The sequence below is a fragment of the Acinetobacter dispersus genome, from assembly GCF_009884975.1.
Classification (GTDB): Bacteria; Pseudomonadota; Gammaproteobacteria; order Pseudomonadales; family Moraxellaceae; genus Acinetobacter; species Acinetobacter dispersus.
This window is the reverse complement of sequence record NZ_CP041970.1, coordinates 1563021-1581177: the sequence shown is the minus strand read 5'-3', so window position 1 is coordinate 1581177 and position 18157 is coordinate 1563021. Positions and strand designations below refer to the sequence as shown.

Below are 18157 nucleotides of genomic sequence, written 5' to 3'. Positions count from 1 at the left end.
AGAAATGAAAAAGATAAAATTAAAATTAAAGACATAGCTCATCGCAAAAAATAGAGTACTAAAAAATATGCTGTTCATTGTCCTTTTATAGCCTTGTAGGCTTTCCACTGGATATTTAGCTAAAGCTTTTTTAAAAGATAATTCCGCAAGATAAAACCCAAATAAAAATAATAGAACCAGCAAAATTGGATGCCAAGTACCGATATAAAAAAGTTGATCGAATAAGAATGACTGCATAGGATAAATGTTATTTTGAGTTGTTGTTTATATAACCAAAATAATAATAAAAAAAGGGACTAAATCCAAAGATTTAATCCCTTTTTTTGATCAGGTCAGAGATTATTTTTCAATAATCGCCGTTACACCTTGACCACCAGCAGCACAGATCGAAACGAGGATACGACCTGAACCTTTTTCATTTAAGATTTTCGCAGCAGTCGCGATGATACGACCACCTGTTGCAGCGAATGGGTGACCCGCAGCTAAAGACGAACCTTTGATGTTCAGCTTGCTACGATCAATTGAACCTAAAGGCGCATCTAAGCCTAAACGCTCTTTACAGAATTTTTCATCTTCCCAAGCTTTCAAGGTGGAAAGAACTTGTGACGCAAATGCTTCGTGGATTTCGTAGTAGTCGAAATCTTGAAGTTTAAGACCAGCACGCTCAAGCATACGTGGAACTGCATAAGCAGGTGCCATCAATAAGCCTTCTTTCTTACCAACGAAATCAACCGCAGCAGTTTCAGAGAAAGTCAGGTAAGCAAGTACTTCGTGACCATTTGCTTTAGCCCATTCTTCAGACGCTAACAGTACACATGAAGCACCATCAGTTAACGGTGTAGAGTTACCCGCTGTCATGGTTGCAGCTTCGCCTTTACCAAATGCAGGTTTTAATTTTGCTAATTTCTCAGCAGTAGAGTCAGCACGTAAGTTGTTGTCACGGCTTAAACCCAAGAATGGCGTGATTAAGTCATCGAAGAAACCTTCTTCGTATGCTTTTGCCATTTTTTGGTGAGAAGAAGCAGCTAAAGCATCTTGCTCTTCACGTGGAATACCCCACTCAAGCGCAGTAATAGCTTGATGGTCACCCATAGATAAGCCCGTACGTGGCTCACCATTTTTAGGTGCATCCATAAGATCTTTAACATTGATTTTTGCTAAAGCTTTTAAACGGTCTTTACCAGTTTTAGCAATGTTAAGCTCTAATAATGCTTTACGTAAGCCATCACCGAAAGCGATCGGTGCATCAGAAGTGGTATCAACACCACCAGCAACACCGACTTCGATTTGACCTAATGCAATCTTATTTGCAACGAGGAATGCTGCTTGTAAACCAGTACCACATGCTTGTTGAATGTCATATGCAGGAGTTTCTGGAGCAAGTTGAGTATTTAAAACACACTCACGAGTCATGTTGAAATCACGGCTGTGCTTTAATACGGCACCAGCAACCACTTCACCTAGGCGTTGACCTTGTAGGTTGAAGCGCTCAACCAAACCGTTTAACGCAGCTGTAAACATATCGATGTTAGAAGCTGTGAAATAAGCGCCGTTAGAGCGAGCGAAAGGAATACGGTTACCGCCGATAATGGCAACACGGCGCACAGTGTTTTGGCTCATGGTTTTATCCTGTTGAACAGAAGGTTTGGTTGTTTTAGCTGTAGCTGCTTTCGTCGTTGTAGACGCAGCAGTACTTTTTGTCGTACCCGCACTACGTGTTGTAGAGCGAGCACGCGTTGTTTTTGGTGTCGTACTTGCTGCTTTAGAAGATGTGCTTGCAGTTTTACGCGAAGTAGAAGCTGCTTTTGATGTATTTGACACAGTCTCTGTAGCAGAAGTCTCGACTGCTGGATTTTCTTGAGTTGTTTTGCTCATAAGGCTTTTCCAAGCATAATTGCGATATTCTTGCTACAAACATACCATATTTCCAATACTGCTGTATTGACTAGAATGACGCTTGAGACCACATTCAGGTCAAGACATCTAGACATGAACTCAAGTATGATTTGTGATGAGTCAATCAGACATTGATTTCATGCCATATCCCAACATGATTCATGTGTTTGTAACAAATTCATTTGTATGAGAGATAATAACCATGACTGATCAATACCAAGCATTTACACAATCACCTTTAGGTAAATTTGTTGTAAAAAACTTAGGTTTACCTTCGCCAGTTGCACTAGACCGTTTTGAAAGCGCTCAACCAGTTGTAAACGGTGCAGTATTGCTTGGCGCAGCACCATCAAGCACGGTTTCTGCTGCGATTGCTCAAGTTCTTAGCAATATTCATGCAGATAGCTATGTGGGCAATAATGTTGAATTACAACAAACGGCTGCCAAAGTAGGTTTAAATCTTCGTCCTCTTAATGCCGATGACAAAGAGTCTAAATTTAAAGCGGTTGTGTTTGATGCGTCTGGCATTCAAGATTCAGCACAATTAAAAGCGCTATACGACTTCTTTAATCCAATTGCACGCCAAATCTCAAGTTCAGGTCGTGTGATTGTGATTGGTACTACACCTGAAACTGCAAAAACCGTCAAACAAGCGATTGCACAACGTGCGCTTGAAGGTTTTATCAAGTCTGTTGGTAAAGAATTCAAAAAGGGTATTACTGCACAAGTGGTCTATGTGGACCAAGGTGCAGAAGCAAACCTTGAATCAACTTTACGTTTCTTGATTTCACCGCGTTCTGCTTATGTATCTGGTCAAGTGATCCGTGTGTCTAAAGCCGATGTGGTTGATTTGGATTGGGCGAAACCACTTGCGGGTAAGACAGCATTAGTCACTGGTGCGAGCCGTGGTATTGGTGAAGCGATTGCGCATGTATTGGCGCGTGATGGTGCACATGTCATTTGTTTAGACGTTCCACAGCAACAAGCTGATCTTGAGCGTGTTGCTGGTTCAATTGGTGGTTCAGTATTGGCAATCGACATCACTGCTGCTGATGCGGGCGAGAAAATTAAAACTGCTGCTGCAAAACAAGGCGGCGTAGATGTGATCGTACATAACGCTGGAATTACCCGTGACAAAACTTTGGCAAACATGAAGCCTGAGCTTTGGGATCTTGTAATCAACATTAACTTGTCTGCAATCGAGCGTGTTAACGATTACTTACTATCTCATGATGGTTTAAATGCAAATGGTCGTATCGTTTGTGTATCATCGATCAGTGGTATCGCGGGTAACCTCGGTCAAACTAACTATGCTGTGTCAAAAGCAGGTGTAATTGGTTTGGTTAAATTTACTGCGCCGACATTAAAGAATGGTATTACCATCAATGCGGTTGCACCAGGTTTTATCGAAACACAAATGACTGCCGCGATTCCGTTCGCAATTCGTGAAGCAGGTCGCCGTATGAACTCAATGAACCAAGGTGGTTTACCTGTAGATGTGGCTGAAGCAATTGCTTGGTATGCTTCTACTGGTTCAACAGGTGTAACAGGTAACGTTGTTCGCGTCTGCGGTCAAAGCTTGTTAGGTGCTTAAGCATTAGGGTTTTGAAGAGGGGTGCTTGAGCATCCCTTTTTTATAAAAATATTGAAAGGTTTATTATGAATACACGTCATTTTAGTCAGTTGCCAAAACCTTATTTAGCTTATCCAAAAGTCATTCAAGGTCTCATTTTCAAAAAGCCAAAAGGTGAAAAGGTTCTGCCACAAGTTGAGTATGTGGTGGATACACTTAAGATTGATAGCAAACATTTAGAAAGCTATAACGAGATTTGTGGTTTTAAAAATGATGGTTTCGTGCCAGCAATCTATTTGGCAGTTTTGTCGCAAAGTCTGCAAATGCACATGATGACCAGTGAAGCATTCCCATTCCCGATCTTGGGTTTGGTGCATATTCGTAACCAAATCAAGCAAACGCGCAAAATTGCTGTGAATGAGCAAATCACTTTATCGTGCAAGTTTGGCGAGCTAAAACCGCATGACAAAGGTTTACAGTTTGATTTCATCACGACTGCGAAAGTCGGTGGTGAAGTAGTGATGGAAAGTTTAACCACTTATTTATCACGCCAAAAAACTGAGAAAAAAGCGACCGAAAAAGCCAAAGAAGTGAAAGAACCTGCTTACCAGCCACAAGCAGAGTGGAATATTTCTGAAAATACAGGTCGTCGTTATGCCGTGATTTCGGGTGACTTTAACTTGATTCATATCCATGCTGTGACTGCAAAAGCGTTTGGTTTTAAACAGGCGATTGCACATGGGATGTGGAGTAAAGCTAAAGCTTTGGCAAGTATCGAATTACCTGCAGCTTATGAAGCGGATGTATGGTTTAAACTACCGATGTTTTTACCTTCTACGGTAGAGTTTTTAACTGCAGCCGAGCCAAAACAAACAGATTTCTTGATTCGTAATGTGAAATCTAAAAAGCCACATGTTGCGGGTACAGTGAAAGCACTTTAATTACGGTCATGTCGTGTAAATGCTCCCTGTTGTTTGCAACAGGGACATTATAAGAAACATAAATATCATAAGGAATTGAGCTTTGATTAAAGAAATTCTATTTGCTGATACGCATCATTATCATGGCAGTGTTGATGAGCGATTTATTGACTTGGCAAGCCAATTTAGCCGTCTACAAGATGCACGAACCCAGCAAGGTGGCGCTGCATTGGTGGTTTATTTCCAAGGTCAAAAAGTTGTTGATATTTATACGGGTAAGAAATCTCAAGAAGAAGATTGGCAATCCAATACTTTAGCCATGTGTTATTCAACGGGGAAAGGCATTCTCGCAACACTTACACATATTTTAGTGAGTGAAGGTGTGCTGGATTATGAGCAACCGATTGCACATTATTGGCCTGAGTTCGCTCAAAATGGTAAAGCCAATATTACTTTACGTCATGTTTTATCACATCAAAGCGGTTTATTTGACATTCGCAATACCATTGAAACAGCAACGGAAATGCTGGATTGGTCGCATATGCTGGATGTGATTGCCGCGGCGATACCACGTTTTGCTGCTGGACAAAGTTTTGCCTATCAGCCTTTGACCTATGGCTGGATTTTGGGTGGTGTGCTTGAGAAAGCAGCCAAGCAACCCTTAAGTTGGCTGATGCAACGTTATCTGGTACAACCGCTTGAACTGGATGGTGCGTATTTTGGGACGCCAACAGCAGAATTAAATCGTGTTGCACGTTTATTGGAAAAACCGAAAACGGCATCTCAAGCTAAACCGCAACAAAATAAAAACAGTCAACCACGTAAAGCATCCTTATCAGAACGCTTATTGGAGCTCTCTGGGCAAAATCCACAAGATTTCCAAGATGCCATGATTCCAAAAGGCATGCGTCATTTTAGTTTCTACAGTGATGAAGGTTTGCAAGCTGTTATTCCTGCGGCCAATGGGGTATTTACTGCCGATAGTTTGGCAAAAGTTTATGCAATGCTAGCCAATCAAGGGCAATGGCAGGGGCAACAACTGATTCGCCCAGAAGTGTTTAAGCAACTCAGTACGGTACAAAGCAAAGCACGTGATCGCGTGATGCCGATTCCAATGCATTGGCGTTTGGGTTATCACCGTATTTTAACGATGGGTAAACGAGCACCGCATGGCTTTGGACATGTTGGCTTTAATGGCTCAGGAGCATGGTGTGATTTTGATCGTGAACTCAGTTTTGCTTATACCCATAATTTTAATATTACCTCGGCAACAGGGGACTATCGTCTATGGGGCTTGAGCCAAGAAGCGCTCCGCTGTGCAGATGAAATATTAACAGGTCGAAAAGGCTGGTTTTAATTTACCTTAATTTAATAGGGTGGAATGTGGTAAATCACTGCATCATATTTGCTTTCAGTCTTGTATGCAGCAATAGTTCCACCTAACATTTCAGCCAGTTTACGACTTGGTTGATTATCCACTGCAACAGGGTATAGGAAATATTGGGCGGATATGTGAGTAGAGGCCCAACGGAATACTTCTAAAATTGCTTCTTTGGCAAAGCCTTGATTGTGGCAATCTTCCCGAATCCATAATCCCAGTTCAGGTGTTGCTGTATGCATTCGATGCACACCGATGAGACCAATAAACAGCTGATCTTATTTACGACGTAATACAAAATGGCGATCGGTATGGTTTGTTTCGGCGATCAGCCATTGTTGCCCAATTTTTTCTTGGGCTACGAGGTTTTGAGCAGGCTCCCAAGCCATATAACGGGTTAATGTTTTTGTCACGCAAGGGTAGATATCAACAAGGTCATCCATTTTAAATACAAATAAATCGAGTCTTGCCGTTTGTAAGAGTGCTCGTTTCATTGTTTACTCATTTTGATTTCTTAAATAATTCTGCTTGAATAATGGCTTCGGTGTGGCGTTTAAAATCGTTTTCATTTAAGCCAATCAACCCCAGTTTGTAAATCCCTTCTAGGCCACAGACAAATGCAATTAGTCGCCATGCGATGTCATCGCTATTGGTCTCAAAATGAAATTCACCTAATGCTTGACCTTCATTGATCATCCGTACAATTGAACGATGCCAGTCTTGCATAGCAATATTATAGGCCCGTTTTATTTCTTCATCTTGATCAATAAGGATTTCAGCTTCATTCCATAATCTTAAATAAGGTTGGATTTGCTCAATATTTTCGCAACCGAGTAACAGAGAGAGGCGCTGTAAAGCGTTGGCTGTGTTGACCTGATTTTCAATTTCGTCTAGTTGTTGCATCAATTTGATAAAGGCTTCTGCTTTTAAATGCGAGTTGGAAGCAAAGTGGTGATGTACTTGTCCTGTCGAGGTTTGGGCTTCAGTGGCGATACGACGAACTGTCATTGCAGAAAAACCTTCGTTTAATGCGACCTGCATCGCAGCTTGTAAAATCATTTCACGACGTTGTTCGCGGTTTAAATAAGCCATTCTTTTTTAGCACCTATGAGTACATACAAATTAGAGACAAATTAACTCAACTTTAAAAGTTGGACAAGTGTTCAATTTTGGTTATAATAACGCCAACTTGAACAATTGTCCAATTTAGAGGCATTTATGTCACGCAAGTGGTTAATTCTTGCAATCGTTGTACTGATTTATCTTCCTGTATCAATTGATGCAACCGTTTTACATGTGGCGACACCGACGTTGAGTGAGTCACTTTCATTATCCGCAAATGAATTGCTGTGGATTATTGATATTTATTCCTTAGTCATGGCAGGCCTGATTCTGCCAATGGGTGCCTTGGGAGACCGTATTGGCTTTAAAAAGCTGATGATCATTGGTGGTATCTTATTTGGTCTAGCATCATTGGCCGCTGCCTTTTCTTCTACCGCTTATGCATTAATTGGTTCTCGTGCTTTATTGGCTGTTGGTGCAGCCATGATTTTACCTGCGACTTTGTCTGCGGTTCGTAATACTTTTCTTGATGAAAAACAGCGTAACTTTGCTTTAGGTGTTTGGGCAACTGTCGGTGGTGGTGGTGCAGCCTTTGGTCCATTGCTTGGTGGTTTTTTGCTTGAGCATTTTCATTGGGGTTCAGTGTTCCTGATCAATGTTCCGATTATGATTGCTGTACTTGCTTTAACTGTGTTTGTGATTCCAAAGCAGGCAGGGCAACCAAAGCAAAATCTTAACTTATTACAGGCCATTGTATTGGTGGTTGCAATCCTGAGTATGATCTATGCGATTAAGACTGTCATGCATGGTTTTAGTATCTGGTCAGTTCTGATATTTGCAGTTGGTTTTAGTTTATTGATTGGCTTTATTCGTACACAGCTCACATCAACGTCTCCAATGATTGATATTCAATTATTCAAACATCCTGTGATTGCGACAGGTGTGGTGATGGCAATTGTATCAATGATGGCTTTGGTTGGATTCGAGTTGCTGATTTCTCAGGAATTGCAATTTGTTTACCAACTCTCACCGTTGGCTGCTGGGGCATTTATTTTACCGTTTATGATTGCGATCAGTTTAGGCGGTCCAATTGCCAGTATGCTGGTCAATCGTTTCGGTCTGCGCTCAGTGGCATCGCTGGGTATGTTGATGAGCGCTGTAAGTTTGTGGGGCTTGGCAAATACTGACTTTATGCAGGCGAAGATGCAGGTCTGGAGCTGGATGGTTGTTTTAGGTTTAAGTGTGGAAATTGCTTTACTGGCGTCAACTTCTGCAATTATGTCTTCAGTACCGCCAAGTAAGGCGACCGCAGCAGGGGCAATTGAAGGGATGGCATATGAGCTGGGAGCTGGTCTAGGCATTGCCTTTTTCGGTCTGATGTTGTCATGGTTTTATGCCAACTCGATTGTGGTTCCAGCCGATGTACCACATAACATCATTGAACAGGTGAGTAGTTCGATTGGTGAGGCCGTTCAAGCCGCTAAGCAATTACAGCCAATGATTGCTGAACATGTCATTGCAGCTGCAAAACAGGCTTTTAGTCAATCGCATCGTTCTGTGTTGAATGTAGCAGCGCTCTTATTCTTGATCTTGTCGATTTTTATTTGGTTTGCTTTGCCAAAGCGAGTCACTGTAGTCGAAGAGTAATCACTGACCCTGATCTAAACTGAGTTTAGGTCAGGGTGTTTTTAAGGAAGATTAACATCTTTGAATAAATAATAGTTTTGTTCTGTAATTTCTAGATATAAGCACAGAGGGAATGATTGAGAAGTAAGAAACTTTACTTATGTTAAGTTATCCAAATAATTTTAAGTTAATAGAGTATTGACCTGACAAAAAAAATTTAAAATATTTACTTGGCGATATTTGAAAATTAGGGGGCCAAATTAATAGAATTAGAATATTGTGTTACATTGTCTAGAGAAATTTCGAAAAAATTCTTTTTAACCCCTAAATATCAAAGTAATTGCATATGTCAAATTTTAATATTAAGAGTCAACTTAAGTTAATATTGCAGGGTGAAAAACCAAGTGTCGTATTGAACCGTATATTGATAGCGAATGTTGAATTGGATAAGCATGATTTAGCTTCTATTTTTCTTGAGGAATATTTTCTTTTAGATAGCAAAGTTTTACCACTCATTTGGCATTGGAAAAGTATTAAGTCAATTAGGGGAATCTCAAATGAGGAATTTGATGACTCTATTATGATGCAGATGAGAGAAGCAGGTTATTCCATCTAAATATTGATAGAAGACTATTATTTTTTAAGTCATCATAACTATACAACAGCAAAGAAGAATCCTCGAAAAAGATATTAAGGAATAGTTATCCCAAATTCACGTAAGATCTTACACAATTGAATCATGGGTAAGCCCATCAAGGTGGTTTGATCATCACCCACCATTTTTTCAAATAAGCTAATCCCCAAACTTTCACATTTAAAACTACCCGCACAATGCAAGGGTTGGTCAATTTCAATATAACGCTCAATTTCTGGCAATGTCAGCTGGCGAAATTTGACTTGGTAATGTTCGACCAGTGTGGTTTTAAAGCCAGATTGCAAATGTTGGACGCTGAGCGCGGTACTGAAAAACACGGTTTGACCCGAGTTTGCCTGCAATTGTTGAATGGCATTTTCAACACTCAGTGGTTTGCCAATAAAGTCATACGGAGCATGTTCGCGCCAAGCCACTTGATCTGAACCAATCACAATTGCATCAGGATGTTGCTGAGCAATCACACCTGCTTTCTCAAAAGCAAGACGTTTGGCCAAATCATCGGCATGTATTTCACCTGATGCAGATTCATCAATATCAGGGGAAATACAACGATAATCCAGCCTTAAACGATCCATCAGATATTTACGGGTTTGACTGCTGGATGCCAAAATCAATTCATGTTGGTTCATTACACCGCGTATTCCACAAGGATATTCAAGGGAACATAATGCAGTACGGCATTATGGCAAGCATTCAACTTAATCGGTGGTGCTTGTCCTGCTTGATAAGCTTCGACCCAACGCGTCACACAGATACACCAGAAGTCACCTGGTTTAAGACCAGGGAAGCCTACTTCAGGTAACGGAGTAATGAGGTCATTGCCGACTTTTTGTGAGAAATTTAGAAATTCAGAAGTCATTTGTGCACACATCGTATGCTGACCTAAATCGGTGACCGCCGTGTGGCAAAAGCCATTACGAAAATACCCAGTGATTGGGTCATAACAACAACTGGCTAAAGGTTCGCCAAGCACGTTTAAACGATTAATTTTTGGATCTGGATGAATTGACATAATAATAGAAAGATTTAGTGACGGTGATTATCATAATCAAAACTGAAGCTTTCGGCAGCTTTTCTGCAAAAAAACTCACCTTTATTTCAGAGAATCATTTAAAATTATGCCGTTTTTAAAATCAACTAGAGAGCCATCCATGAATTTTCAGCGCATGACTGATCTTGATTTAACAGGTAAACGTGTCCTTATTCGTGAAGACTTAAACGTTCCTGTAAAAAATGGGGAAATTACCAGTGATGCACGTTTACGTGCTGCATTGCCAACAATTAAAGCTGCTTTAGAAAAAGGCGCAGCAGTGATGGTATTTTCTCATCTTGGTCGTCCTGTAGAAGGTGAGCCAAAACCAGAACAATCACTTGCACCTGTAGCTGCTTATTTAAGCAAAGCGTTGGGTCAAGAGGTCAAATTATTCACAGATTATTTAGATGGCGTTGAAGTGGCTGCGGGTCAAGTTGTGTTACTTGAAAACGTTCGTTTCAACCATGGCGAAAAGAAAAATAACGAAGAGCTTGCGAAGAAATATGCTGCGTTATGCGATGTATTTGTTATGGATGCATTCGGTACAGCGCACCGTGCAGAAGCATCAACAGAAGGTGCAGCACGTTTTGCGCCAATCGCAGCTGCGGGTCCTTTATTGGCAGCTGAGTTAGATGCGCTTGGCCGTGCAATGCAAACCCCAGAAAAACCAATGGTTGCAATTGTTGCTGGCTCTAAAGTATCAACTAAACTTGATGTGTTGACTTCATTGTCTACAATCTGTGATCAATTGATCGTGGGTGGTGGTATTGCCAATACATTCTTGGCTGCAGCTGGTTTTAATGTCGGTAAGTCACTTTACGAAGAAGATTTGGTTGAAACTGCAAAGCAAATTGCTGCAAAAGTCAGTGTTCCATTACCTACAGATGTTGTGGTTGCAGATGCAAGCCAAATCAACTTTGAAGATTTCCTTGGTTCATTGGCAAGTGCACAAGCTGTTGTGAAAAACGTTGCTGATGTCACTGACACCGATATGATTTTGGATGTTGGCCCTGAAACGGCTAAAGCATTTGCGGACATCTTAAAATCTTCTAAAACAATTCTTTGGAATGGCCCAGTGGGTGTGTTTGAAGTAGATCAATTCGGTGAAGGAACCAAAACACTTTCATTGGCGATTGCTGAATCCGCTGGTTTCTCGATTGCGGGTGGTGGTGATACATTGGCTGCAATTGATAAATATCAAGTTGCTGATCAAATTGGTTATATCTCAACAGGTGGTGGTGCATTCTTAGAGTTCGTAGAAGGCAAAACTTTACCTGCTGTTGCAGTTTTACTTGAGCGTGCTTAATCAGGTTTTAATTCATTGATTAATCAAAAGATAGTTTTAAAAGAGTCGATTAAAATCGGCTCTTTTTACTTTTGCACAACGTTGTCGTCATCAAAATGTCACATATCTGAAATATGCTTGTCACAACTTAACCAAGTAACTGTGGAAAGCCGTGATGAAATTTAAATTAACCCTTGCCGCTCTAATTATTGCTCCAATCATGCTGACTGCATGTGCAAAGAAAGAAGAAGCGAAAAATGCTGAACAGCAAGATCAAGCAGCTTCTGCTGTATCAACACAGACATCCCCAGAGCAACAAGCTGCAATTGATGCGATTGATAAACCGAATTTAGATGAAAATAATACAGATGTTGCTGAACACAGTGTAGCATCTGAAGTCGCTGCGAGCGAAGCGCACTAAGTGATTGAGAAAATAAAAGCCGATGTTAAAACATCGGCTTTTTTGTATTTATGAATTAGCTTTGCAGTAGAAGGTAAGCGTGGTTTGATAATCATCATCACGCGCCAGAGAAGCATTTTTACCTGTAATTGTTCCGATTACGCCTGCAGCAGCTTCGACCATTTTACCGGTTTGCTCATCGACCACACCTTTTAGTACCCCTTGGTACGCAGTTTTTTCGTCAACAACGACTGGGGCTGTGTTACGGGTACAGGTCTTTTGAGCAGCAGTTACAGCATTGTTTTTTGCAATTAGATTGGTTTTACCAATACCTGTGACTTCGTACTGATTATTTTCTTTTTGAATTGCCAACGTGTTGGTTGGTGTAGATGCACACGCTGTCAATCCGAGTGCCAAGCCACCAACTAAACTCATGATTAAGGTTTTTTTCATTACTTGTTCTCAAGTCGTTACATAATTGTATTATTGGAACATAGAATTTCTGAGCGCTTTTGCAGGTTATGTACAGTTTGTGCAGACACTCTGTAAATTTTCTCAAATGAATGATGAGTTTAGCGATGATGATATTTGTTATTTACTCACGAAATTCAATATAGACGTCTGTGACAAGCATGAATTAAGCATAGTGGAAATCATTCAGATTATGCTAATCTAGCGCCATCCTTGTGTTAGTTAGATTCATTTCAATGACGGACTCAAATATAGAGACAATTCATCAAAATATTCATCAACGTCAATCTATTGGGCAACTGATTGAGCCTGCACCAAATACAGAACAACTCGAAAAAGCAGTGCAAGCTGCATTGACTGCGCCTGATCATCATCGTTTAAAACCAACTCGTTTTGTGGTTGTCACCCCAGAGTTACGCGCGGCTTTTGGTGAGCAATTGGCGAGTGCTTTAGCAGATTTGGGTGAGACAGATTCTGCACAACTTGATCGAGTGAAACAGCATCCGTTTCGTGCACCTTTGTTGGTTTTAGCATTAACCGCGATTCAAGATCATCCTAAAGTTCCACACTTTGAACAGATTTTAAGTACAGGGGCTGCAATTCAAAACTTCTTGTTGTCATTACAAGCGCAAGGCTTTGCAACCATGTGGCGTTCTGGGGCTGTGGTTGAATCGAATTGGTTGAAACAGCAATTGGGATTAAAACAACAGGATCTTATTTCTGGAATTATTTATATTGGAACAGCAGCGAAAGCGATTGCGCCAAGAGCAGAAATAGATAGTCAAGATTTTGTAAAAGTATGGCAATAACCTAAGCTTTGTTTTGCATGATTAAAGAAAGAAATTCGTTTCAGGATAAAAAATGACAGAGTTAAATTTTAGTGATTTAGTTGAGCCAGTTGCCGTAGATCAGAAAACAGCATTAAGAATTACGGTCTTGGGCGGTGGTAGTTTTGGTACAGCGATGGCAAATTTAGCGACCAGAAATGGTTGCGATACCATGATTTGGATTCGTGATGCTGCTGTTGCGGAAGAAATTAATCAAACGCATATCAATAAACGCTATTTACCTGATTATCCATTGGAACCTGCTTTGCGTGCAGTGGCTGACCTAGAGCTTGCTGTACGTGATCGTGATATTATTTTGGTTGCCATTCCAAGCCATTCATTCCGTGATGTACTCAAACAGATTGCGCCGTTTATTACTTCCCAGGCTGTGGTTTCATTGACCAAAGGCATTGAAGCAAAAACCTTTAGTTTTATGAGCGATATTATTCGCACAGAACTGCCAGAAGTGCCGTACGGTGTTTTATCTGGTCCAAATCTTGCCAAAGAAATCATGGCGGGTATGCCTTCAGGAACGGTTATCGCCAGTGAGTCAGAACTAGTTCGTTATGCGGTGCAACATGCTTTACATAGTGCTTTATTCCGCGTGTTTGGTAGCGACGATGTGCATGGTGTTGAATTGGGTGGTGCGTTAAAAAATATTTATGCAGTTGCCATGGGTATGGGTGGGGCTTATAAAATTGGTGAAAATACCAAAAGTATGATCCTCACTCGTGCGTTGGCAGAGATGAGCCGTTTTGCAGTGAAACAGGGTGCAAATCCATTAACCTTTTTGGGATTGTCTGGTGTTGGAGATTTATTTGCCACCTGTAACAGTCCATTAAGTCGTAACTATCAAATTGGTTTCGCATTAGGTTCTGGGAAAACACTGGATCAAGCGACTAAGGAGCTCGGTCAAACTGCGGAAGGGATTAATACAATCGTCCAAGTGCGAACTAAAGCGGAAGAGCTAGATGTATATATGCCAATTACCAATGCGCTGTATGATGTGATTTTTGAAGGTGCGCCACCAATGACCATTGCGTTGTCTTTGATGAAAAATGGTCATCGCAGTGATGTGGAATTTGTTTTACCTCATCATGAAGTCTAGGGGGCTGTTGATATTTCATGCATGCTTGAAATATCAACAGACCTAATTAAAACTGTCATCTATTCGCGTTATGATGCAGCTATAAAAAATAAGGTCGTTTTATGCAGTTAACTTTAGTTCGTCACGGTGAAGCATCTCCAGCCATCAATGGAAATGATATACAGCGTCCACTTACACCACGTGGACATCAACAAGCTGAGCAAACAGGACATTTCTTAAAAGATGTGATTCAACCTGAGATTTTTGTGGTGAGTCCACTGTTACGTGCTCAAGAAACTTTGGCGCATATCAAGGCACATTTTCACGGCATTCCTGTGTTAATTTGCGATAAGATTAAGCCAGATGATGATGCCAAGGATGCGATTGAATGGTTATCCAAATTACCGTATGAGTCGATTGCAGTGGTGTGTCATATGAATGTTGTGGCACATATTGAAGAACAATTGACACACGAAGGCTTTAATCCATTTGCATTGGCCGAAGCACGTATTTATGATCAAGCTGTGATCGCGAATGGTTTGTCGACACAAAAGAATCGTTTTACACCAACATTATAATTTTTATATATCCGCAATAGGATAAGGGTACTGAACACCGATGCTGTATATATGGATGCCCGAAACCAATGGAACATGGTATTGGTCGGCAGGGGAAAATTGGTTGCAGGCACAAAGTCTTGAACAGTTGATTCAGGACTTGCAAGAGCATCATGGAAAAGAGGCTGTGGTTTATTTTCCAAGCCGAAATGCGCAATTATTACAACAATCAATGACCAAGGCGCATTACAAACAATTGGGGCAAGAGGGCATCAAATATCTCTTGGAAGAGTTTGTCACCTTACCGATTGACCATATGAAGGTTGTACATCATTTTCATAATGATCAACTCAATATCTTGGGTGTTGCACAATCTACGATTGAAACGTGGCAACATGCACTGAGTCTTTTGCCGATCCAGATAGCAGCATTTTTACCAGACTTTTTGATTTTACCAGAACCAGAACCGAATCAAGTGGTGTTGCTCAACCTGTACGATCACTTATTGGTGAGAGAAAATGCATGGACAGGTAACTCTGTTGATGATTTAGGTTTGTTCCTAGAGTTTCAGGCTGCAGAAACACAGTATAAATTTGCCAACCTGAATACCAGTCAACTTGATAGCCTCGCGACTGCATCGAGTAAAGATCAGCGGATCGAATTCAGTTATCAATTTGAACAATTGTTAAGGCCTAAACAGCATCCATTTAATGTTCTACCTAAATCAAAAAATGCAGAAGTGCAGTGGTCTGGTTATTGGAAAGCTGCAGCCGCAGTCCTCTTGGCTGTGATTGTGGTGCAATTGGGTTATGATGCTTTACGTTGGTCAAAACTGAAAAAAGTTGCGGATCAAACCGCAAGCCAAGCGATTGAGCAGTATAAATCTTGGTTTGGTGAAAATAGTCGTGTCACCGAACAAAATATTAAAAGCCAGTTTGAAAGCCAATTACGTATGAGCCAACTTGGCGATACGCAAGCACTTTCGCTGTTAAGCCGCGTTGGGCCAATTTTGATGCAAAAACAAATCGTTGCTCAGCAGGTGAGTTATGATGCTTCAACTTTGGCTATGTCACTCAAAGCAAAATCTGCGGATGATTTACAAGGATTAACTCAACAATTAAATCAACAAGGTTTCCAAGCTGAATTAGGCAATGTTCAGGCGGATACGGTTGGCGCAATTGGGGTGGTAAAAGTAAAATAATGAAAGCATTAACACGATTACAAAATAGCTTTGATCAGAAAATTGAAGCGTTAAATGAATATCTACAAGGCTTATCTGTTCGTGAACGAGTGATGGTGATTTTTACCACCATTTTTGTCATTGTGACGGTGATTGGTTTCGCTTTGTGGAAAACGCATGCATTGGCAGATCAACAACAAAAACGGTTAAATGAATTAAAAGATCTAACCGTGTGGATGCAGAGTAATGCGGCGACAATGAAGCCAGCAAATGATGTGGGATTGACTGCAGCAGATAAAATACAGCGAACGGCCCAACAGCAGGGTTTGGCTGTTTCTTCACAGCAAAATGGTGAGCAGATTCAGCTTGTTGCGGAACATCAGAATTATGCTGTACTGGCTAATTTTTTGATGCAGCTGTCTCAAATGGGCATCAGTATTCAAAAAATGGATATGGTCTCTAACAATAATCAGATTAAATTAACTGCAACAGTACAGTAAGCAATTAAAAACCCTATGTCAGGCATGGTGTTTTGATACGCCTATGCCTATAATATGCCTACTTGAAAATCAGTAGACTGTGATTGGTATGTTATATTCATTGGCTCGCCCTTTGTTGTTTACTTTAGCGCCAGAGCGTGCACATGAACTGACACTCTCTATGCTAGATAAGGCCCATAAACTCGGCTTTATGCATCAAAAAGTTGCAGCGAAACCTGTGACCTGTATGGGGATTGAATTTCCAAATCCTGTTGGTCTTGCCGCTGGGTTAGATAAAAATGGTGCACATATTGATGCTTTAGCTGCACTCGGTTTTGGTTTTATCGAGATTGGAACCATTACGCCGCGCCCGCAAGCAGGCAACCCTCAACCACGTTTATTCCGTATCCCTCAAGCAAAAGCGATTATTAACCGTATGGGTTTTAATAATGACGGTGTCGATAAACTGATTGAAAATGTAAAAGCTGCAAAGTTTAAAGGTGTTTTGGGAATTAATATCGGCAAAAATGCGGATACACCTGTTGAAGATGCGGTTTCAGATTATCTCATCTGCCTTGAAAAAGTTTATAATTACGCTTCTTATATTACTGTTAATATTTCATCACCAAATACTAAAAATTTGCGTAGTCTCCAAAGTGGCGATGCGCTGACAGAGTTGCTGCAAACTTTAAAAGAGCGTCAACTCGAACTGGCAAACCAATATAATCACTATGTTCCTCTCGTACTTAAAGTCGCACCTGATTTAACAGCAGAAGATATTCAATTCATTGCTGCACAATTATTGCAATTCAAAATCGATGGCCTGATCGTAACCAATACGACATTAGGACGTGATGGTGTAGAAAACTTGCCGAATGGAAATGAGGCAGGTGGTTTGTCAGGCGCGCCTGTATTTGAAAAGAGTACTGAATGTTTAGCTCAGTTTGCTGAAGTACTGGCGGGCCAGATTCCATTAATTGGTGTCGGTGGTATTTTAGCGGGCGAACAGGCGATTGCAAAACAACAAGCGGGTGCAAGCTTGGTACAAGTGTATAGTGGTCTCATTTATACTGGCCCAACACTGGTTAAAGACTGTGTTGATGCGATGACTGTGTGAAATGAACACGCTTGATATCATCATTCTGGTCATCTTGCTCATTGGAGGGCTGAACGGTTTGCGTCAAGGATTTATCAAAGCCTTTGCGAACTTGATCGGATGGATATTCGCATTGATCGTTGGGGCAAAATACGCTGTGGTTTTGGCACCTGCGATGAGCAGTTTAAGCCAAGACCCTGTTGTGCAAAAAATTGCAGCATTTGCCTTTATTGTGTTGATCATTGTGGTGTGTACATGGATTGTGTCTGCATTACTCAATGGGCTCTTGAAAAGTCTGAAATTGGGCCCATTAAATCGTTTAGCAGGTGGTGCATTTGGTTCTCTCAAAGGACTACTGATTGTACTGATCGCAATGCAGGGTTTAGGGCCTTGGGTTGAGAGTTCACCGCACTGGAAACAGTCTAAATTTGTACAAATTCTATTACCTTATGCACCTTTGGCAACTGAATTGTCCAAAGATGCAGCAAATCAAGCTTTAAATCAAATGACATCGGAAGGCGCGTTGTTACATCGCCCTTCGACTGAAATGGACCAGTCAGAACGTGCTTCAGTGGATCAGCGTTCTGATCATTCGACGAAAAATCCTTTTTATTAATCGCTAGCTTGTCGCG

Annotated in this window: 19 protein-coding genes and 1 pseudogene; 14 read left to right on the top strand and 6 right to left on the bottom strand. The window is 41.0% G+C overall.

The genetic code is table 11. From position 1 onward, the window contains the following. Nucleotides 1-339: 339 nt before the first annotated feature. A complete protein-coding gene (locus FPL17_RS07250; protein WP_151715801.1) occupies nt 340-1875 on the bottom strand; it encodes an acetyl-CoA C-acetyltransferase in 1536 nt (511 codons plus the stop codon). A gap of 223 nt (nt 1876-2098) precedes the next feature. On the opposite strand from FPL17_RS07250, the gene FPL17_RS07245 reads away from it, so the two are divergent. From FPL17_RS07245 to FPL17_RS07235, 3 genes are all read left to right on the top strand, one after another. Next, on the top strand, nt 2099-3490 hold the full coding sequence (locus FPL17_RS07245) for a 3-oxoacyl-ACP reductase (protein ID WP_005211775.1): 1392 nt from the start codon (nt 2099-2101) through the stop codon (nt 3488-3490). Between the two features lie 65 nt (nt 3491-3555). Further along, a complete protein-coding gene (locus FPL17_RS07240) occupies nt 3556-4410 on the top strand; it encodes a MaoC family dehydratase (RefSeq protein ID WP_005189564.1) in 855 nt (284 codons plus the stop codon). Between the two features lie 82 nt (nt 4411-4492). Next, nucleotides 4493-5746, top strand: a complete 1254-nt coding sequence (locus FPL17_RS07235; protein WP_159884220.1) for a serine hydrolase domain-containing protein — start codon at nt 4493-4495, stop codon at nt 5744-5746. A gap of 11 nt (nt 5747-5757) precedes the next feature. Here the strand turns inward: FPL17_RS07235 and FPL17_RS07230 are convergent. After that, nucleotides 5758-6261 (bottom strand): annotated as a pseudogene (locus FPL17_RS07230) (GNAT family N-acetyltransferase). Nucleotides 6262-6268: 7 nt separating this feature from the next. Further along, a complete protein-coding gene (locus FPL17_RS07225; RefSeq protein ID WP_159884218.1) occupies nt 6269-6859 on the bottom strand; it encodes a TetR family transcriptional regulator in 591 nt (196 codons plus the stop codon). Between the two features lie 126 nt (nt 6860-6985). Between FPL17_RS07225 and FPL17_RS07220 the strand changes: the two genes are divergently transcribed. Beyond that, a complete protein-coding gene (locus FPL17_RS07220; RefSeq protein WP_159884216.1) occupies nt 6986-8476 on the top strand; it encodes an MFS transporter in 1491 nt (496 codons plus the stop codon). A 325-nt stretch (nt 8477-8801) separates the two neighbouring features. Further along, nucleotides 8802-9071 carry a hypothetical protein gene (locus FPL17_RS07215; protein WP_151715806.1) on the top strand — a complete coding sequence of 90 codons (270 nt, stop codon included), beginning with the start codon at nt 8802-8804 and terminating at the stop codon, nt 9069-9071. Nucleotides 9072-9145: 74 nt separating this feature from the next. On the opposite strand, the gene FPL17_RS07210 is transcribed toward FPL17_RS07215, so the two are convergent. Further along, nucleotides 9146-9739 (bottom strand): Maf family protein, encoded by a 594-nt coding sequence (locus FPL17_RS07210; protein WP_159884214.1) that lies wholly within the window; start codon nt 9737-9739, stop codon nt 9146-9148. Beyond that, nucleotides 9739-10122: a DUF2237 family protein gene (locus FPL17_RS07205; protein ID WP_004653014.1), complete on the bottom strand. Its 384-nt coding sequence runs from the start codon at nt 10120-10122 to the stop codon at nt 9739-9741. Before FPL17_RS07205 ends, FPL17_RS07210 begins: the two co-directional genes overlap by 1 nt. Nucleotides 10123-10261: 139 nt before the next feature. On the opposite strand from FPL17_RS07205, the gene FPL17_RS07200 reads away from it, so the two are divergent. Further along, entirely contained in the window at nt 10262-11449 is a 1188-nt protein-coding gene (locus FPL17_RS07200) for a phosphoglycerate kinase (protein WP_159884212.1), read from the top strand. Nucleotides 11450-11603: 154 nt separating this feature from the next. Continuing rightward, nucleotides 11604-11849: a hypothetical protein gene (locus FPL17_RS07195; RefSeq protein WP_159884210.1), complete on the top strand. Its 246-nt coding sequence runs from the start codon at nt 11604-11606 to the stop codon at nt 11847-11849. 48 nt (nt 11850-11897) lie between these two features. Here FPL17_RS07195 and FPL17_RS07190 read toward each other — a convergent pair whose 3' ends face one another. Next, nucleotides 11898-12281, bottom strand: a complete 384-nt coding sequence (locus FPL17_RS07190; protein ID WP_005189541.1) for a hypothetical protein — start codon at nt 12279-12281, stop codon at nt 11898-11900. A 254-nt stretch (nt 12282-12535) separates the two neighbouring features. Here FPL17_RS07190 and FPL17_RS07185 point away from each other — a divergent pair, with 254 nt between their 5' ends. The 7 genes from FPL17_RS07185 to FPL17_RS07155 all read left to right on the top strand — a co-directional run bounded on the left by FPL17_RS07185 (nt 12536) and on the right by FPL17_RS07155 (nt 18141). Further along, entirely contained in the window at nt 12536-13108 is a 573-nt protein-coding gene (locus FPL17_RS07185) for a nitroreductase family protein (RefSeq protein ID WP_159884208.1), read from the top strand. Between the two features lie 52 nt (nt 13109-13160). Further along, complete coding sequence (locus FPL17_RS07180) at nt 13161-14234, top strand: NAD(P)H-dependent glycerol-3-phosphate dehydrogenase (protein WP_004807911.1); 1074 nt, start codon at nt 13161-13163, stop codon at nt 14232-14234. A 101-nt stretch (nt 14235-14335) separates the two neighbouring features. Beyond that, nucleotides 14336-14791 carry a SixA phosphatase family protein gene (locus FPL17_RS07175; protein ID WP_005189535.1) on the top strand — a complete coding sequence of 152 codons (456 nt, stop codon included), beginning with the start codon at nt 14336-14338 and terminating at the stop codon, nt 14789-14791. Nucleotides 14792-14831: 40 nt separating this feature from the next. Continuing rightward, nucleotides 14832-15971, top strand: a complete 1140-nt coding sequence (gene gspL, locus FPL17_RS07170) for a type II secretion system protein GspL (RefSeq protein WP_159884207.1) — start codon at nt 14832-14834, stop codon at nt 15969-15971. Then, nucleotides 15971-16450: a type II secretion system protein GspM gene (gene gspM, locus FPL17_RS07165; protein WP_005189530.1), complete on the top strand. Its 480-nt coding sequence runs from the start codon at nt 15971-15973 to the stop codon at nt 16448-16450. The genes gspL and gspM overlap by 1 nt, the downstream gene beginning before the upstream one ends. Nucleotides 16451-16538: 88 nt before the next feature. Beyond that, on the top strand, nt 16539-17546 hold the full coding sequence (locus FPL17_RS07160) for a quinone-dependent dihydroorotate dehydrogenase (RefSeq protein WP_005211791.1): 1008 nt from the start codon (nt 16539-16541) through the stop codon (nt 17544-17546). Nucleotide 17547: 1 nt separating this feature from the next. Beyond that, complete coding sequence (locus tag FPL17_RS07155) at nt 17548-18141, top strand: CvpA family protein (RefSeq protein ID WP_005189525.1); 594 nt, start codon at nt 17548-17550, stop codon at nt 18139-18141. Nucleotides 18142-18157: the final 16 nt, after the last annotated feature.

Coding starts and splice junctions, on each gene's coding strand:
- FPL17_RS07250 (WP_151715801.1), bottom strand. CDS start 1,875: ATGAGCAAAACAACTCAAGAAAATCCAGCAGTCGAGACTTCTGCTACA.
- FPL17_RS07245 (WP_005211775.1), top strand. CDS start 2,099: ATGACTGATCAATACCAAGCATTTACACAATCACCTTTAGGTAAATTT.
- FPL17_RS07240 (WP_005189564.1), top strand. CDS start 3,556: ATGAATACACGTCATTTTAGTCAGTTGCCAAAACCTTATTTAGCTTAT.
- FPL17_RS07225 (WP_159884218.1), bottom strand. CDS start 6,859: ATGGCTTATTTAAACCGCGAACAACGTCGTGAAATGATTTTACAAGCT.
- FPL17_RS07220 (WP_159884216.1), top strand. CDS start 6,986: ATGTCACGCAAGTGGTTAATTCTTGCAATCGTTGTACTGATTTATCTT.
- FPL17_RS07215 (WP_151715806.1), top strand. CDS start 8,802: ATGTCAAATTTTAATATTAAGAGTCAACTTAAGTTAATATTGCAGGGT.
- FPL17_RS07210 (WP_159884214.1), bottom strand. CDS start 9,739: ATGAACCAACATGAATTGATTTTGGCATCCAGCAGTCAAACCCGTAAA.
- FPL17_RS07205 (WP_004653014.1), bottom strand. CDS start 10,122: ATGTCAATTCATCCAGATCCAAAAATTAATCGTTTAAACGTGCTTGGC.
- FPL17_RS07200 (WP_159884212.1), top strand. CDS start 10,262: ATGAATTTTCAGCGCATGACTGATCTTGATTTAACAGGTAAACGTGTC.
- FPL17_RS07195 (WP_159884210.1), top strand. CDS start 11,604: ATGAAATTTAAATTAACCCTTGCCGCTCTAATTATTGCTCCAATCATG.
- FPL17_RS07190 (WP_005189541.1), bottom strand. CDS start 12,281: ATGAAAAAAACCTTAATCATGAGTTTAGTTGGTGGCTTGGCACTCGGA.
- FPL17_RS07185 (WP_159884208.1), top strand. CDS start 12,536: ATGACGGACTCAAATATAGAGACAATTCATCAAAATATTCATCAACGT.
- FPL17_RS07180 (WP_004807911.1), top strand. CDS start 13,161: ATGACAGAGTTAAATTTTAGTGATTTAGTTGAGCCAGTTGCCGTAGAT.
- FPL17_RS07175 (WP_005189535.1), top strand. CDS start 14,336: ATGCAGTTAACTTTAGTTCGTCACGGTGAAGCATCTCCAGCCATCAAT.
- gspL (WP_159884207.1), top strand. CDS start 14,832: ATGCTGTATATATGGATGCCCGAAACCAATGGAACATGGTATTGGTCG.
- gspM (WP_005189530.1), top strand. CDS start 15,971: ATGAAAGCATTAACACGATTACAAAATAGCTTTGATCAGAAAATTGAA.
- FPL17_RS07160 (WP_005211791.1), top strand. CDS start 16,539: ATGTTATATTCATTGGCTCGCCCTTTGTTGTTTACTTTAGCGCCAGAG.
- FPL17_RS07155 (WP_005189525.1), top strand. CDS start 17,548: ATGAACACGCTTGATATCATCATTCTGGTCATCTTGCTCATTGGAGGG.